Origin of the sequence: Corynebacterium accolens, assembly GCF_023520795.1 — a bacterium.
In the GTDB taxonomy this organism is placed as follows: domain Bacteria; phylum Actinomycetota; class Actinomycetes; order Mycobacteriales; family Mycobacteriaceae; genus Corynebacterium; species Corynebacterium accolens.
This window is the reverse complement of the sequence record NZ_CP046605.1, coordinates 507,003-522,279: the sequence shown is the minus strand read 5'-3', so window position 1 is coordinate 522,279 and position 15,277 is coordinate 507,003. Positions and strand designations below refer to the sequence as shown.

Annotated in this window: 17 protein-coding genes; 4 read left to right on the top strand and 13 right to left on the bottom strand. The window is 61.2% G+C overall.

From position 1 onward, the window contains the following. Positions 1 to 14 precede the first annotated feature (14 nt). On the top strand, positions 15 to 386 hold the full coding sequence (locus CACC_RS02560; RefSeq protein WP_005277198.1) for a DUF5319 domain-containing protein: 372 nt from the start codon (positions 15 to 17) through the stop codon (positions 384 to 386). A 19-nt stretch (positions 387 to 405) separates the two neighbouring features. On the opposite strand, the gene CACC_RS02555 is transcribed toward CACC_RS02560, so the two are convergent. Both CACC_RS02555 and CACC_RS02550 read right to left on the bottom strand, forming a co-directional pair. After that, positions 406 to 1,164 (bottom strand): hypothetical protein, encoded by a 759-nt coding sequence (locus CACC_RS02555; protein ID WP_005277197.1) that lies wholly within the window; start codon positions 1,162 to 1,164, stop codon positions 406 to 408. A 65-nt stretch (positions 1,165 to 1,229) separates the two neighbouring features. Next, positions 1,230 to 1,802 (bottom strand): sigma-70 family RNA polymerase sigma factor, encoded by a 573-nt coding sequence (locus CACC_RS02550; RefSeq protein WP_005277195.1) that lies wholly within the window; start codon positions 1,800 to 1,802, stop codon positions 1,230 to 1,232. Between the two features lie 419 nt (positions 1,803 to 2,221). On the opposite strand from CACC_RS02550, the gene CACC_RS02545 reads away from it, so the two are divergent. Further along, on the top strand, positions 2,222 to 2,518 hold the full coding sequence (locus CACC_RS02545; protein ID WP_005277193.1) for a WhiB family transcriptional regulator: 297 nt from the start codon (positions 2,222 to 2,224) through the stop codon (positions 2,516 to 2,518). Between the two features lie 368 nt (positions 2,519 to 2,886). Here the strand turns inward: CACC_RS02545 and groL are convergent, their stop codons facing one another. The 5 genes from groL to CACC_RS02520 all read right to left on the bottom strand — a co-directional run bounded on the left by groL (position 2,887) and on the right by CACC_RS02520 (position 8,188). Then, entirely contained in the window at positions 2,887 to 4,512 is a 1,626-nt protein-coding gene (gene groL, locus CACC_RS02540) for a chaperonin GroEL (RefSeq protein WP_005277190.1), read from the bottom strand. Positions 4,513 to 4,521: 9 nt separating this feature from the next. Then, on the bottom strand, positions 4,522 to 4,815 hold the full coding sequence (gene groES / locus CACC_RS02535) for a co-chaperone GroES (RefSeq protein WP_005277188.1): 294 nt from the start codon (positions 4,813 to 4,815) through the stop codon (positions 4,522 to 4,524). A gap of 176 nt (positions 4,816 to 4,991) precedes the next feature. Then, the gene (locus CACC_RS02530; RefSeq protein WP_005277186.1) at positions 4,992 to 6,248 is read right to left on the bottom strand and encodes an ATP-binding protein; all 1,257 of its coding nucleotides are present in this window, start codon (positions 6,246 to 6,248) and stop codon (positions 4,992 to 4,994) included. A gap of 91 nt (positions 6,249 to 6,339) precedes the next feature. Beyond that, complete coding sequence (locus CACC_RS02525) at positions 6,340 to 7,599, bottom strand: FtsX-like permease family protein (protein WP_005277181.1); 1,260 nt, start codon at positions 7,597 to 7,599, stop codon at positions 6,340 to 6,342. Further along, positions 7,583 to 8,188, bottom strand: a complete 606-nt coding sequence (locus CACC_RS02520) for an ABC transporter ATP-binding protein (RefSeq protein ID WP_023030146.1) — start codon at positions 8,186 to 8,188, stop codon at positions 7,583 to 7,585. Before CACC_RS02520 ends, CACC_RS02525 begins: the two co-directional genes overlap by 17 nt. 112 nt (positions 8,189 to 8,300) lie before the next feature. Between CACC_RS02520 and CACC_RS02515 the strand changes: the two genes are divergently transcribed. Both CACC_RS02515 and CACC_RS02510 read left to right on the top strand, forming a co-directional pair. Further along, positions 8,301 to 9,521 (top strand): sensor histidine kinase, encoded by a 1,221-nt coding sequence (locus CACC_RS02515; protein ID WP_005277177.1) that lies wholly within the window; start codon positions 8,301 to 8,303, stop codon positions 9,519 to 9,521. Continuing rightward, positions 9,518 to 10,153 (top strand): response regulator, encoded by a 636-nt coding sequence (locus tag CACC_RS02510; RefSeq protein ID WP_005277175.1) that lies wholly within the window; start codon positions 9,518 to 9,520, stop codon positions 10,151 to 10,153. The genes CACC_RS02515 and CACC_RS02510 overlap by 4 nt, the downstream gene beginning before the upstream one ends. Before the next feature lie 11 nt (positions 10,154 to 10,164). On the opposite strand, the gene CACC_RS02505 is transcribed toward CACC_RS02510, so the two are convergent. The 6 genes from CACC_RS02505 to CACC_RS02480 form a co-directional block, all read right to left on the bottom strand. Continuing rightward, on the bottom strand, positions 10,165 to 10,593 hold the full coding sequence (locus CACC_RS02505) for a hypothetical protein (RefSeq protein WP_005277173.1): 429 nt from the start codon (positions 10,591 to 10,593) through the stop codon (positions 10,165 to 10,167). Between the two features lie 89 nt (positions 10,594 to 10,682). Further along, positions 10,683 to 11,726, bottom strand: a complete 1,044-nt coding sequence (gene tsaD / locus CACC_RS02500) for a tRNA (adenosine(37)-N6)-threonylcarbamoyltransferase complex transferase subunit TsaD (RefSeq protein ID WP_005277172.1) — start codon at positions 11,724 to 11,726, stop codon at positions 10,683 to 10,685. Further along, the gene (gene rimI / locus CACC_RS02495) at positions 11,726 to 12,247 is read right to left on the bottom strand and encodes a ribosomal protein S18-alanine N-acetyltransferase (protein ID WP_005277169.1); all 522 of its coding nucleotides are present in this window, start codon (positions 12,245 to 12,247) and stop codon (positions 11,726 to 11,728) included. Before rimI ends, tsaD begins: the two co-directional genes overlap by 1 nt. After that, positions 12,244 to 12,936, bottom strand: a complete 693-nt coding sequence (gene tsaB, locus CACC_RS02490; RefSeq protein WP_005277167.1) for a tRNA (adenosine(37)-N6)-threonylcarbamoyltransferase complex dimerization subunit type 1 TsaB — start codon at positions 12,934 to 12,936, stop codon at positions 12,244 to 12,246. The genes rimI and tsaB overlap by 4 nt, the downstream gene beginning before the upstream one ends. Next, positions 12,936 to 13,445: a hypothetical protein gene (locus tag CACC_RS02485; protein WP_005277164.1), complete on the bottom strand. Its 510-nt coding sequence runs from the start codon at positions 13,443 to 13,445 to the stop codon at positions 12,936 to 12,938. Before CACC_RS02485 ends, tsaB begins: the two co-directional genes overlap by 1 nt. A 174-nt stretch (positions 13,446 to 13,619) precedes the next feature. Further along, on the bottom strand, positions 13,620 to 15,209 hold the full coding sequence (locus tag CACC_RS02480) for an aspartate:alanine exchanger family transporter (protein WP_005277161.1): 1,590 nt from the start codon (positions 15,207 to 15,209) through the stop codon (positions 13,620 to 13,622). Positions 15,210 to 15,277 lie beyond the last annotated feature (68 nt).

The following is a 15,277-nucleotide window of genomic DNA, read 5'->3' as shown; positions in this document are numbered from 1 at the left end:
ATAGGCTCGCAGGCGTGAACTTCTTCGCCAATATGCCCCGCGATCCTTTTGCAGACGATCCGAATGACCCCGCCTCCTTCTTGGAGGAGGACGAGCAGGTCATGCCGCTTTCCGATGAAGACCGCCTCGCCCTTATCCACGATCTCGCCTTGGTAGAGAAATTCGCAAGTGTGCTCGGCCCGCGCGGGATCGATGGCATCTTCTTCCTGTGTGAAGACTGCCAGGAAAACCACTTCTACGAGTGGGACATTATGGCCGCCAATATGCGCGCCACGCTGGCAGGCGAGCTCGCCCCAGTACACGAGCCGGGGGCAGAGCCGGACCCGCGCCGCTACGTGCCGTGGGACTACGCGCTGGGTTACGTCGACGGCTTGGAAAACCGCTAGGGCGTAAGTACCGCCCTAGTTACTCGGAGCCTGGCCCCAACTGAATGGTTGTGGTGGGGCTTTCTTCGGGCTCGCGCGTCTCCGGCTGCGAGTTCCCCGGTGCTTGCTCCGTTACCACCACGGTTGAGGTCTGGTACTGCGTTTCCGTCACGGTCTTCGGCGCCGGTTCGGGCTTGTCCTGCGGCTGCTGCCCCGGCACGGTCTCGGTGGCGGTTTCCGTCACGGTCGTGTGCTTCGGACGGGCAGAGCGCTTCTTTTCGGCCTCTTCCTTGGCGGCGATGGCGTTTTCTTCCTTGCCTTCGGCCTCTTCGAGCTTGGCGCGGGCTTCCTTCATGAGTTCCCGCGCGCCTTCGATATCTCCCTCTGCCGCGCGGGATTCCATCTCATCTAAGGTCCCGGCCAGCTCCACGTTGCGGGTTTCATCTGGGTGATCAAAGGCGCCGGAATTAACCATGACCCCACCCGCACCGGCGAGGATCACGGTGGCGGCGGCCGCGCCGATAAGCCCATGCATCACGGGGCGATTGCGCCGGCGAGACCGCACCTTATTGAGGCTTACGACTTCCGGTTCTTCCTCTACCCCATCCACGCGCGGGGCTGGCGGCATCTGCTTATCGATGTCCCGCTTCAGCCCCAGCAGTAGCCCAGCGAGCTCATCGCTGCCGTTGGAGGGATCTTTGCCCTGCGACAGCTCGGTGAGGAATGCATCATCATCTACCAAGGGCTGGAGCTGCTCCGTCAGGTCATCGTTATTCTTTTTAGAATGCTTGGAGGCCATGATGGTTTCTGTCCCTCCTTCCTTTCTTAAGGTGTACGCGTGCGACTAGAGCGGGGGTTGTGGCTTTAGCCCTCGGTAGCTAGTTGTTGCCCAAGAGCCTTTCGCAATTGTGCGAGAGCTCGGTGCTGTGCGACGCGAACCGCACCCGGGGTAGACCCCACGATATCGGCGGTTTCTTCTGCCGAAAGACCAACGAACACGCGCAAAATAACGATGTTTTTTGCCTTGTCACTTAAGGTATCGAGCAAGGCGCGCATTCTGTTACTACCGTCATTTTCTAGCGCCCATTCCTCGGGAGTCGCCTCGTTCGCGGTGCTTTCTGGAAGCTCTTCGGTGGGTGTAGAGCGGTCGCGTCCCATGGCGCGGTGGGCATCGGTGACCTTATTAAAAGCGATGCCGTAGACATAGGCCATAAACGGCCGGCCCTTGTCTTCATAGGAATCGATAGAGGTGGCGACGGCGAGGCAGATTTCTTGGGTCACGTCTTCCGCGGTGGGCTGGCGCCCGCCACCGATGCGCGCGCGGCAATAACGCAGCACCTGCGGATGAATAATTTGCAGGATAGATTGCAGTGCGCGGCGACTACCACCAGCGGCCAGCGGGACGAGTTCCGCTAGCTCTTTATCCTTATCGCTCACGAGTGCACCCTCTGCAGACTATTAAATCGATATTCAACCATATTTCCTCTGGGGCAGGGAGTGCAAAGAGGCAACTGCGTTTCACACCTCCGCCTCGGCACTGCCCTTGCTTGGCGATGCCCCAGCAAAGAAAACGCCACCAAGAAACCCGCGCCCAGCGGATGTAGCCGCTTTGAAGGCGGGTTTATGGCCCCTGCACAATAGAAAGAGGAAAATTCATAATTCGTTAACCTTAGCCATTATTGCAGGTAAATGGGCGCTAACGAGTCCCATAAATAGATACAATACCTAGAAGTTAAATACTAGTAACCCTTTGTTTACCAAGACGCGACACACTACAAATCGTTGCGGTTCGCGGATGACTCTCCACCGGCCGCCAGCGTAAGAATTCTCGTCCTGTTATAAGGAGCTTAAGAAACGTGTCTCAGTCCAAGTCTTTTCTCGGACCTACTGCAGATGTATGGGATTGGCAGTTGCAAGGTGCGTGCCGCGGTGAAAACTCGGACGTGTTTTACCATCCAGACGGAGAGCGTGGCCGCGCCCGTGCCCAGCGCGAAAACCGCGCCAAGGCCATCTGCAATTCCTGCCCGGTTATAGAGCTCTGCCGCGAGCACGCCCTGCGTTCGGCCGAACCGTATGGCGTCTGGGGCGGAATGAGCGAGTCTGAGCGCGTGGTGGCGCTGCGCAAGCGTCGCCGCGCTACGGTCAACGCTTAAGCCAAATCTTAAGTTAGCGCGTAAAGCCCACACACCGCGCTCGCGGCGGGCGGGAGTCCGGGGTTCCGGATTAGCCCTGCTTGGCAAGCGCCTGCTGCAAATAACGCCCCGTGAGGGACTCCCTTGAGCCCGCTAAGTCCTGGGGCGTGCCACTAAAGACGAGGCGGCCGCCGGCTGAGGAGAAACCCAAAGCTTGGCGGCTTTTGTGAACTATCCTCTCTCCTTCTGCCACTGGCGGCTAAAAAGGCCTACCGGGGCATCGCACGGGTTATGGTTTCCGCGTGCTTTACGTATAAGCCAGAAGCCCGCCGCAAGCCGACCCAATAAGACGGGGAGGCTGCGGCGGGCTCTGGGCTATAGCGCAGGAATTAGTGGTGGTGATGGCCGTGGCCGTGACCGGCCTCAGCGTTGTCTTCTTCCTGCGGCTTTTCCACGACGGATGCCTCGGTGGTAAGAACCATGCGGGCAACGGAGGTGGCATTGACCACTGCGGAGTGGGTGACCTTCACGGGATCGATAATGCCGTTATCGATGAGGTTGCCGTACTCCAGGGAGTTGGCGTTAAAGCCTTCACCGTTGGCCATCTCAGATACGCGGGAGACGATGACAGAGCCATCGAGGCCTGCGTTTTCTGCGATCCAGAATGCCGGGCGGGTCAGGGCGCGGGCAACGGCGAGCACGCCGACCTTAGCCTCGCCCTCGAAGTCCTGGGCAAAGGACTCGAGTTCCTTGGAGATCTGCACCAGCACGGAGCCGCCGCCGGCGATGACGCCTTCTTCTACGGCCGCGCGAGCGGCGTTGATGGCGTCCTCGACGCGCAGCTTGCGCTCGTTGACCTCGGTCTCGGTTGCGGCACCGACGCGGATAACGGCGACGCCGCCGGAGAGCTTAGCCAAGCGCTCCTCGAGCTTTTCCTTATCCCAGGTGGAGTCGGTACGGGCGATTTCGCCGCGGATCTGTTCACGACGATCATCGAGGGCTGCGGCGCTGCCGCCGCCATCGACAAGCACGGTGTCTTCCTTGGTGATGGTCACGCGGCGCGCGGAACCCAGCACCTCAAGGCCGACCTCGTTCAGGTTGACGCCCACCTCAGGGTCCACCACGGTGGCACCGGTAACCACGGCCAAATCATCCATGAAGCCCTTGCGGCGCTCGCCAAAGTACGGTGCCTTTACGGCGGCAACCTTCAGGACCTTGCGGATGGAGTTGACCACGAGCGCCTGCAGCGGCTCGCCTTCAACGTCTTCCGCGATGATGAGGGTCGGGCGGTTGGTCTCCGCGATCTTTTCCAGCAGCGGCAAGAAGTCCGGCAGGGAAGAAATCTTGTTGCGGACGAGCAAAATGGCGGCATCATCAAGCACAGCGTGGTTGGTCTCTTCCTCCGTAGCGAAGTACGGGGAAAGGTAGCCCTTGTCAAAGGAAATACCTTCGGTGACATCCACGGTGGAGTCCATGGTCTGGGACTCCTCGACGGTGACAACGCCGTCCTTGCCCACCTTTTCCATGGCGCCGGCAACCATCTCGCCGACCTCCGGATCGCGGGAGGACACGGTAGCTACCTGCGCGATTTCGGAGGCGGAGTTGACCGGGGTGGCGCGTGACTTGAGCTCCTCGACGGCCTTTTCCGCCGCTGCGGAGATGCCGCGGTTAAGCTCTACCGGATTAGCGCCGGCTGCAACGTTGCGCAGGCCCTCAAAAATGAGCGCCTGGGCCAGCAAGGTAGCGGTGGTGGTGCCATCGCCGGCGATGTCGTTGGTCTTGACCGCAACGGACTTGACCAGCTGGGCGCCGAGGTTCTCGAAGGGCTCCTCGATGTCGATATCGCGGGCGATGGTCACGCCGTCATTGGTAACGGTCGGGCCACCGAAGGCCTTGGACAGTACGACGTTGCGGCCGCGCGGGCCGAGGGTGACCTTGACGGCATCAGCCAGCGTATCGACGCCGCGCTGAATTCCCTCGCGGGCTTCTTGGTCGAATGCAATAAGCTTTGCCATAAGTAGTTCCTACTTCTCGATGATGGCGAGGATGTCGCGCTGGCTCAGCAGCAAGTACTCTTCGCCGTCGTACTTCAGCTCGGTGCCGCCGTAGCGGGAGAAGACAACGGTGTCGCCTTCCTTAACGTCCATGGGGATGCGGTCATCGTCGTCTTCCCAGCGGCCCGGGCCGACGGCGATAACGGTTGCTTCCTGCGGCTTTTCCTTTGCAGAGTCCGGGATAACCAGGCCGGATGCGGTGGTGGATTCTGCTTCTACGATCTGTACGAGGACGCGGTCCTCAAGCGGCTTAATAGTTGCCATGATTTTTCCTCCGTATTGTTCGTTTGCGCACCTTAATGGCGCGCGCGTGCCGGTTGTGGATGTCCAGCACAGCCGTCGTCGCGGGTGAACAACTGTGGGTCAAACAACCTGATTAGCACTCTACCCTCGTGACTGCTAACCCTCAACAACGACGCGACCCCCGCAGCCGGGCCGCGCTACGGCGCCAAGTGCGTCAGGGACACCACGTGTACTCCGCTCGGATGCCGAAAGCTCAGGTTTCCTCCCGTCACGATCATCAAGACGGGCGGGACCTCCCATTCAAAGCGTTCTGCAAAGGCCTGCAAATTGCTTGCCGCCTTCTCAATGATCTCTTGGCTTTGCCCCAATTTAATTTCTACGAAAACGGTCCTGCCCGCCAGCTCAAATACCGCATCTACTTCCAGCCCAGATGCGTCACGGGCATGAAAAATGCGCTTTCCACTTAACACCGCTAAGTCATGGACTACTTGGGATTCAAAAAGCTGCCCGGCAAAGGCAAGGTTGCGCAGCAACTTGTCTGGGGACGCGTCCACGGCAGCAGCGGCCAACGCCGGATCCGCCAGATGCCTCTTCGGTGCCGTTCGCAGGCTAGCCCGCGAGCGAAGATGGGAGGACCATGCCAATTGTTCTTCCACGATGAAGATGCGCTGCAACGCAGCAAGGTACTCGCTGACCGTAGCCCTTTGCGCACCAATATCGGTAGCAATAGAAGAAATGGACTGTTCTGTGGCTACCCCACGGGCAAGCGAACGAATAAGTGCCGTTACTTTTACCGGATCCCTTCGCACACCATCGGCGGCATTAATATCCACGTGGGCCACAGTATCGATATAACTGCGCAGATTCTCCTGCGCCGCCTCAACGGAATAATTCCGGTTTGCGGGCCAGCCTCCGTGCGCCATGCGCTTGATAATCCCTGCAACATCCACGACCGTTTCCCCATTCGACTGCGGGGATTCCTGAGCTACCAGTTCGGCTAATGATACTGCGCCATCAGAATGCCCCGACTCATAAAAACTGAAGGTCTTCATCCGCAGCCTGGCTATACGCCCCGCACCCGAGTGCCTGGATTGTTCCTCCATTGGCGCAGTCGACCCAGTAAGAATGAACTGCCCAGGCGCTTGCCGACGGTCAATCTCATGCCGCACCAAGTTCCACAACTGCGGTTTTTCTTGCCACTCATCAAAAACTCGCGGCGTATCTCCCTCCAACGCCAAATCCGGGACGGTGCTGAGCTGCATGTCGAGGTTTAAATCCGTATCCACTTGGACGAGACTGCCCGCAATTTGCCGTGCGGTCGCGGATTTCCCACAGCCCTTTGGGCCTTCTATCAACACTCCACCGGATCGCTGCAGGGCTCCATGAAGCCGCGAATCCTCTACTCGCGAAAGATAAACATAGCCTTCTTGACCAGTCATTTTAAACCCATCCATCAGTTTGAGCGCGTTTTACCCAACAGAATATCAGAGTTTCACCCATCAGTTTGAGTGCGTTCTATCCATCAGAATATCGGCGATTCATCCATCAGTTTGTGCGGATCTGGGCGGTTGAGCGCAGGAATCCCGCGAGAATGAGCTTGACCGCGCACAGCGCAAGAAACATGGCGCCAAAAATTAGGCCGAACGGTACCCACCACACCCCGGCGAAGCCCTCCCATAGGGCGCTCATCCCGGAATGAGAACTAGGATGCAGCAGGTGGTTGAGCAGCGCGACCACCGTCGCGCTCAAGGTGATGACTATCGCCGCAGCGGTAACGGTCAGGCAAAAGGCCTCGCCCACCTGCACCCGTGCCCACGCCGCCGGTGAGGCGCCGGCCAATCGCAGGCCGCGCACATCGCTGGCGATGCGCGAGCGCATGATGAGCGAGGTCAGCACCGCGCCAACGATGCTCGGGGCCACCACGGGTCCGAGGAATGCCGCAAAGACTCGCCCCGATGACAAGGTGCCGAGGCTGTCCGTATCTTTGAGCATCATTATCCCAGAGCCCACCGCGACAATCAGGCCGCCGAGCAGTACCCACGGCATGATATGGGGCACGGAAAAGCGGCGGCGCACCCGCACATTGGCCCCGGCGATGCCGCATAGTCGCGTCCATTGGTCCACGGCGGGCATGAGCCATGGCGTCATGAATGCCACCAGGATGACCAGCCCCATGCACGCGGCGAGGCTATCGCCCGGATCCTCTATCTGCAGGCAGCCGTACACGGCACCGCCTACCAAACCAACGGCAACAAGGCATCGCAGCACTACCCACACCGGGCGCGGTTCCACCCGCGGGCGAAATACCCGGCGCAGCGGTATGAGGGCACCGCAGACAGCCGATGCCACGCAGACAGACACGGCGATGCGGATGACCAGCGGGGTAATGGCCAGCTCCGGCATGGGAATCCCGTCGCTGCGAAAGGCCGCAGCCATGGGTTCGACCAATAGACGCGCCGGGAAGGTCCCGATGAACGCCGCGATTGCGCTCACGGCACTGACCTGCCCCACGATGAAGCTATTGATCATCCACCCAGGCATGCCGATCATGCGCCACGAGCGGTACACGGGTTCGCGTTCCTCAATGATCAGCCGCATCTGCGACAGCGTGATCAATACGACGGCGCAGACCGCCATGCCCAGTACGGTGCCGCCGAGCGGCCCCGTGGGATCTTCGTCCGCATCCGAGGTGGCCACCAGCATCGATACCGCCAGCGCGCACGCGGCCGATGAGACCACCATGGTCAAGGCCACGGCAAGCCATGAGAGCCAATTGCTTTGTAAGTCCTTAAGCCACACCAGCATGGTTGGCCTCCTGGAGCTCGATAATGCGGTCGGCGGCCTCCGCGGCGAGGTGCGAGTGGGTCACCATGACCACCGCGGCCCCGCCCCGTGCGGCGGTGCGGAGGTGGGTGAGGACGAGCTGGGCGGTGGCATCGTCAAGCGCGCCCGTAGGCTCATCGGCGAAGATATACGGCGCACCGGCCAGCAAGGCGCGGGCGACGGCGACGCGCTGCTGCTGGCCGCCGGACAGCTGCGCGGGCAGGCGGCGCTCCAGCCCGTCAAGCCCCAGAGACGCAAAGGTCTTCTGCACCTCGTCGCGGCTGCAACGCCGGCCAGAAAAGTGCGCGGTCAACGTGGCATTTTTGCGAGCGTTGAGCGATTCCAGCAGGTTATAGTCCTGGAATACGAAGGCGCGCTCCGTGCGGCCCGGCGCGTTGACCGTGCCGGAACTGGGCTTATCCAGCCCGGATAGCAGGTTCAACAGCGTGGTCTTGCCGCTGCCAGATGGCCCCATAATAGCGACGAATTCCCCCGGCTCGATGCTTAGGTCCACCTCGGCGAGTGCGGTATGGCTGCCGTAGCGCTTGCTCAAATTCTGTGCTTTTAACATGCCTTCCATTCCACCGGCCGGCCCCCGCACGCGCGATGGGGAAGGCTGCCCGAAAAATGGTGGGGCTAGCTCTACTGCCCCCACCCCGGCGCGACGTCTAGGCTGAACGGATATGCGAACTGTCAAGGCCAATGGGTGGAGCCTCGTCCTCGGAGTACTCGCCCTTCCGGGACTGGTGATTTCGGTGCTCATGCTGCCGTGGATTCCACTGGTCGCACGCGCCGCGGAGTCTATCGGCCGCTACGGCGCAACGTGGATGGGCGTTGATATTCCCCCGCGGCGGGCCAACAGATGGTTTGATTGGCAGCAGTTTTATCACCTCCTACTGCAGCTTCTTATTTGCGTGGCCTGCTTTGCCAACTGGGTCTCTGTCGGTTTTGTCGCGGGCGTACTGGTCATCGCGCCGTTTATTCCGCAGGCCGAGTTCAACGCCGGCGAGTGGACCACCGATAATCGCCCACTGATTTTTGTCGTGTGCTGGCTCGCGGCCGCCGTGCTCTTCGTCCTGCTGGTAGTGCTCAACCGCCTGCTGGTCAAAGCCTCCATTTCCCTCACCCGGCTCGCCCTGAGCCCCTCCGCACAGGAGTTGGCGGCCTCGCGCGCCACGCTTATTGATGCCTTTTCGGGCGAGCGCCGCCGCATCGAGCGCGAGCTCCACGATGGCCCCCAGCAGTACCTCACCGCGCTCAAGCTCAACCTGGCCGCGGCCAAACTCCAGTCCCCGCCCGAGGCCCAGCAGGCGCTTGCCGATGCCGAACATAACGCCACCCAAGCCCTATCCGCCCTGCGCGCTACCGTGCGCGGTATTGCGCCACAGGTGCTTTTCGATGACGGCCTCATCCCCGCCCTCGATGAGCTCTTGGCCCACAGCGGGCTCGACGCGGAACTGCACGTCGAAGGCGCGGAACGCTCGATTGGGGAAACGACGGCGCTACTGGCCTACCACGCGGTAGCAGAAGCACTAACCAACGCGTCCACCCACGGCGCGGCCACCGCCGCCACCGTGTCCATCTCTTTTGGCGACGATCTTCACCTCAGCATCCGCGATAACGGCTCCGGTGGCTTCTCTACAGGAGTAGGCCCTAGCGCGTCCGACCCCGCGCACTCCCGTGTCGGTGCTGATACCAGCGCCGACGCGACTGTTGGCACGAACACCGACGCGACCGCCGGCACGAACACCGGAAAGCCCGCGGGAACGACTGGGGGCACTGGCCTAGCCGGGCTGCGCGAGCGGGCCGCGGCGCTCGGCGGCAGCGTCGACTTCTCCCCCGCGCATGAAGAAGGACAAGGAGCAACCTTAACCATGTCATTACCGCTAAAGGAGGCCCGATGAAACTCTTATTGGCAGAAGATTCTGCCCTCTTGCGCGCCGGGCTAGAACAGCTTTTGGCGGCACTGGGCCATAGCGTGACCGCCGTCAACGATGCGGAAGAATTGCGCGCCTGCGCAGGCAGCGATGACTTCGATCTGATCATTAGCGATGTCCGCATGCCGCCCACCATGAGCGATGATGGGCTGCGCGCCGTGCACGATGTGCGAGCAGCAGACCCGTCGCAACCGGTGGTGGTACTCAGCCAGTACGTGGCGGCAAGCTACTTGGACCGGCTCTTAGAACACGGCGGATTCGGCTACCTGCTCAAAGAGCGCGTATCCGATGTGGATGAATTCGTGCACACCCTTGAGGAAGTGGCAGGCGGCGGCACCGTCGTCGACCCAGAAGTGGTCACCGCCTTGCTCTCCGCGCGGCGCACGGGGCTGAGCCAATTAACCGCCCGCGAACGCGAGGTTTTGGGGCTGATGGCGCAGGGATTGAGCAACCAAGAAATCGAAGACAAGCTGGTATTAACCGCTGGGGCGGTAAGCAAGCACGTCTCCAATGTTTTTCTCAAGCTCGGGTTTCGGCCCGAAGACGCCAATCGCCGCGTCAAGGCCGTGCTGATGTGGCTGCGCCACACCGAACGCTAAAGGATGGGTGCTTACGCGCTCTTCGTGGAGTTGATGACCGCCGCGCGCCAGAGTGTGTACTCGTCAGGGAAATCCTCGCGGTAGTTTTTCACCGCGCGGATGCCGTGCTCGACGGAAGCGATGACCTCATCGATGGAGTCTTCCTCGCCCTCTGCATCCACGAAGATGACCGGGCCGCTAATAGCGCGGATGGGATCTTGTAAAAAGGCGGAGTTTCCCGTGTCGGCGGCATTGCGTGCCAGGGATGCAACCGGGTTGGGCTCGGCGCCTTCCTGCTTGGCTTCTGGGTTATACAGCGCGGCGTAGGTTGTGCCGTCATCTTGAAAGACGACAGAGACGCGATCCTCGGTGGTGCCGCCCAAGAACTGGTTGGCGTGTTCTAATTCGAACTCGATTTTCCGGCGGGTGAGATCGGGGTTAACGAGGAAACCAACGGTCATGAGAGATAGCTCCTTTAAAGCGGAGAGGGCGTGAACGCGTTAAACGTTACCGCCGCTTCCCCCACCCCGCAGTGCGAGGAAAAAGAACTTTAGGTTAACTGTGGTTCTTCCACGTCCAGTTGCGTATCGGTGCCAATACCCAGGCCCGACGGCTCAGCACCCTCATGAATGAGCTGGGCGCCGAGGGCTGCAATCATCACGCCGTTATCGGTGCACAGATTAAACCGCGGCACGCGCAGCTCCACACCAGCGGCCTTGCAGCGCTCGGCGGCCAGCTCCCGCAGCCGGGAATTGGCCACGACGCCGCCACCAAGCAGGAGCACCTTCGCCCCGGTATCCTCGCAGGCGCGAATGGCCTTGGCGGTGAGCACATCGGCCACGGCCTCTTGGAACGAGGCGCATACATCCTCCACGGAGATGGTCTCGCCGGCCTTTTCGGCGCGCTCCACATAGCGCGCAACGGAGGTCTTTAGCCCCGAGAACGAGAAATCATGCCGATGCTCGCCGCGCAGGTCCTCGGCGCGCGACATACCACGCGGGAAATCGATGGTGGGTTTTCCACGGCTAGCCAGCTTATCGATGACCGGCCCTCCCGGGTATCCCAGCCCTAGGAGGCGGGAGACTTTGTCGTAGGCCTCACCGGCGGCATCGTCAAGCGTGGAGCCCAACTCGCGCATGGGCTTTCCCACGGCCTCGACCTCGAGCAGCTGGGTGTGCCCGCCGGAAACCAGCAGCGCGACCGAGTGCGGCAGGCTCTCGCCCTCGAGGTTGGCCACGGCCACGTGGCCGCCGAGGTGGTTGACGCCATAAAAAGGCACGCCCCACGCGGCGGCATAGGCCTTGGCAGCGGAAGCGCCGACGAGCAGGGCGCCGGCCAGGCCCGGGCCCACGGTGGCGGCAATGGCATCGGGCTTATCGATGCCCGCCTCATCCAACGCCGCCCGCATCACCTGCGGCATGGCCTCCAGGTGCGCGCGGGAGGCAATTTCGGGCACGACGCCGCCAAAGCGCGCGTGCTGCTGCATCGACGAAGCAACGGCATTGGCGAGGATCTCCATATGGCCGTTCTGGTCCAGCTCGACGATGCCCACCCCGGTCTCATCGCAGGAGGACTCGATGCCCATAACCTTCATTACTGCTCCTTTGCTTCGCGCTGGCGTGCTTGTGGCGACTGGCTGGGGCGCACCATGACGTGCGCATCCGCGCCGGAGGGCTGATAGTAATTGCGGCGAATCCCCTCGATGCTAAAACCGTAGCGCCGGTACAGCTCGATGGCGGGATCGTTTCCCACACGCACCTCCAAAAAGACCGGCGCGCTTTTTAGGTCCGCGATATAGCAAATATTGTCCATCATCATGCGCGCGATGCCGCGGCGCTGGGCCTTTGGATCGACGCCGATGGTGTGGATTTCAAACTCTGGGTCTGCGGCTGGGCCCATCATGCCGATGCCGGCATAGCCCAATAAGACCGGATCCTCGCCCTCCTCTGGCGCTGTGGGATCGAGGGCGCCTTCCACCCCGAGGTAGAAGTTGAAGGGCTGGGCCATTTCTTGCTCAAATACTGCTTCCGTCCACGGGGTTTCACCGGGAAATAGCACCTTTTCCAGCTCGGCGCAGCGCGGGGCATCGGCGGGGGTGAGCTCGCGCAGGTTCACAGGCGCACCTCTGGAATGGCCGCGGAAAGCTGCTGCTTTTTGGGCGGAACCGCATCGGGGCGGCGCAGGTACATGGGCACGAATGGCGCCGGTTCTGCGTCGAGCCGCGCGACGGCCACCAAGCCCTCGGCGGTGGGTGCGCCCTCGCTACGCGGCAGCGTGGCGAGTTCTTCCGGCAGCTGGTCGGCCAGCTTCTCCGGGATGATCACCTGCGCGATATCCTGCACGGCAAGCTCCCCCGGCTTCGATACATCTGGGCCCGCAATGCGTTGTCCCGCGCGGTAGGTGGCCCAATAAATTTCCTTGCGGCGGGCATCGGTGGCAACTAGCGCCGCGTCCGCCGCCTCCCTTTCATCGGCTGCATCGGCCCCAACTAGCGCAGCGTGCGCGATGGCATCGTGGGTGCAGACGCCGTGGAGGGGGATGGAGAGGGCATCGGCAAGCGCCTGCGCCGTGGCCATGCCAACGCGCAAGCCGGTAAAGGGGCCAGGGCCCATGCCCGCAACGATGGCGTCGAGGTCGTCGAGCTCCAGACCGGCCTCGCTCATTACCTCGAGGATGGTGGGCATGAGCCGCTCATTATGCGCGCGCGCATCGGCCAGAATGCGCTGCGTAATCTGCCCTGACTCGGTGTCGACTGCCCCGGTGACCAGGGCGGTCGTCGCCGTATCAATGGCCAGGACGCGCATTAGCCGACCAGCTTCCACACGCCGTCTTCACTCTGGAAGGTCAGCGGCTGGGAGCCCTGGACCAGCGGAACCCCGCCGTCTAGGCCGTGGCCCTGCTGCTCCATGGCTTTAACCTGGGCGTTGATCATCTCGCAGACCTCCACCTCGGAGGAATCCAATTCCTCTACATAGGGATCAACGTTGTGGCCCAGCGCCATGACGTAGCTCTTGCCCTCAGGAACAACGCCGTCCTCGAAGGTGATGTCATCAGGGTTCGGGGCGGCTTCCTTGACCTTGTCTTCTGCCATGCCCTCGCAAATGAAGCCGATGGCGCTGTAGTCCGCACCGTAGACATCAGAAGGAATGAGCGACATTACCTCGAGGTTCCGCGGGGCATGCTGCAAGGTGTTGGTGAGGTTGCCCTCCAAGGAATCCTCATCACGCAGGGTGGCCCCGGCAACGAGCACCATCATCACAATGATAAACAGCGCGATAATGGTCGTGGTCAGGTTGCGAGCAAATTTAGTCATGGGGTGAGTAACGCTCCTCGGGTCAAGGGGGTCCTATATGTACATATGGTGAAGTGATTGTCAGTTCTATTACCGAGGCTACTCGGCGGCTAACAAACACTCACCCACGGGGTAGTGCCTGCCAGTGTAGGCGGCTTACCCAGTGGGTGAATAATTAGCGCGGGACATACGGGGCTAAAGCAATAACAATAGCAGCACCTGAGCGGCGATAATCTTGCCAATGATGGTGGTCGGATACACCGTTGCCCAGCCGCGCCCAGCAAGCTCCGTTCCGGTTTGGCCCCGGATATAGGCAAACACGGCCGGGTTCGTGGTCATGCCGGCCGCACAACCCATGGCCTCGTCCCACTTCAAGCCCAGCACCAGCATGCCGATAACGCCGATGAGGATGGCCGATACCAAGGTAATGATAAAGCCGACGCCGATGATGGTCAGCGAGGACGGATCCGTAAGCGCATCGCGGAACGATGCGCCTGCCGATGTCCCCACGCCCGCCAGGAAGAGCGTCAGCCCCAGGTTCGAAAGTGTCTCCCTGGTATGGAAGGGCATCTGCCAATTGATGGGGCCGGTGCGATTCAGGTAGCCGAGGAATAGGCCGACCACGACGGGGCCGCCACCAAAGCCCAGCTGCAGGGTCGATCCGCCCGGCATAGGGATGGGAATAAGGCCCAGAAGCATTCCCAAGGTCAAGCCAATGGACATGGACAATAGGTCAGCATTGCCGAGCGCCGTTTCGGAATCGCCCAAGTATTTGCGCACCTCGCGCACGTGGTGCGGGCTACACACCACGCGCACGCGGTCGGAGTAATTCAGCACCATATCTGGGTGCGGGACCTCATCTCTATCGCCCTTGCGCACGCGCGCGATGATGAAACCGTGCTCGAGGGCATCAATATCTCGGATGCGCTTGCCCGCGACCTGCGGGTTGGAGACAGTCACACGCTTATACTCCAAGCCCGCCTCTGGGGTCAGCTCGACGGGGTATTCCTCACCAAGCACCTCGATAGCACCAGTGACGTCTTTTGCGGAGCCATTGATAAGGAACGCATCGCCCTTGCGCAGCGGCATATCCGGCGGTGCCAAGCGGTGATGTTCCATATCGGAGATCTCGCGGGTGGCCACCACCGTATGCCCGGTTACCTGGTAGAGGTGCCCGGCCGTATCCGGGAAATCTTTGGTCAGCCGCACACCTTTGGCTACCAGTGGAGCGGGGATCATCCCCTCTTCCTTGGCGTCCGCCTCGTGGTCTACCTTCAGTATTTTTGCGCCGATGGCCGCAACCAAAATCGCGCCGATAACCGCGCCCGGGTAGGCCAGCGAATAACCGACGACCGGGGTGGAATTGCCCAACATATCCACCACCGCTGCCATGCCTGGGGTAGACGAAAGCGAACCGGCAAACATACCTGCAGCCACATCGACATCGAGGCCGAAGACGCGGATGAGCCCGAGGCCCACGCCAACGAGCAGGACCAACATGCCGATCATAAAGACGGTCAGCTTCCAGCCGCGGGTAGCAAATTCGCGGACGAACGACGGCCCGAAGTGAAGGCCAATGGCATAAACGAAAATAGCCAAGCCGAATTGATACACCAGCGGTGGAATCTGGATATCCGGATTGGCGGTAGACAGCCCGAGCGCCACGAACATCGCGGCCGCGGCGCCCAAAGAAATACCAAAGAATTTGATTTTGCCGATGGCCAAACCGATGGCCATGATGGCAAAAAGGGCGAGCAGAGGACTGGAGGCTAGGAGATCTAACACCCTTCAAGGATCCCGCACCTTAAATACCTAAAGCAACTTGACGCCCTAAGATATCCATCACTTATACC

Coding starts and splice junctions, on each gene's coding strand:
- CACC_RS02525 (WP_005277181.1), bottom strand. CDS start 7,599: ATGCTGGTGTGGCTTAAGGACTTACAAAGCAATTGGCTCTCATGGCTT.
- CACC_RS02485 (WP_005277164.1), bottom strand. CDS start 13,445: ATGACTAAATTTGCTCGCAACCTGACCACGACCATTATCGCGCTGTTT.
- CACC_RS02520 (WP_023030146.1), bottom strand. CDS start 8,188: ATGTTAAAAGCACAGAATTTGAGCAAGCGCTACGGCAGCCATACCGCA.
- groL (WP_005277190.1), bottom strand. CDS start 4,512: ATGGCAAAGCTTATTGCATTCGACCAAGAAGCCCGCGAGGGAATTCAG.
- CACC_RS02515 (WP_005277177.1), top strand. CDS start 8,301: ATGCGAACTGTCAAGGCCAATGGGTGGAGCCTCGTCCTCGGAGTACTC.
- CACC_RS02505 (WP_005277173.1), bottom strand. CDS start 10,593: ATGACCGTTGGTTTCCTCGTTAACCCCGATCTCACCCGCCGGAAAATC.
- CACC_RS02510 (WP_005277175.1), top strand. CDS start 9,518: ATGAAACTCTTATTGGCAGAAGATTCTGCCCTCTTGCGCGCCGGGCTA.
- CACC_RS02530 (WP_005277186.1), bottom strand. CDS start 6,248: ATGGATGGGTTTAAAATGACTGGTCAAGAAGGCTATGTTTATCTTTCG.
- groES (WP_005277188.1), bottom strand. CDS start 4,815: ATGGCAACTATTAAGCCGCTTGAGGACCGCGTCCTCGTACAGATCGTA.
- tsaB (WP_005277167.1), bottom strand. CDS start 12,936: ATGCGCGTCCTGGCCATTGATACGGCGACGACCGCCCTGGTCACCGGG.
- tsaD (WP_005277172.1), bottom strand. CDS start 11,726: ATGAAGGTTATGGGCATCGAGTCCTCCTGCGATGAGACCGGGGTGGGC.
- CACC_RS02555 (WP_005277197.1), bottom strand. CDS start 1,164: ATGGCCTCCAAGCATTCTAAAAAGAATAACGATGACCTGACGGAGCAG.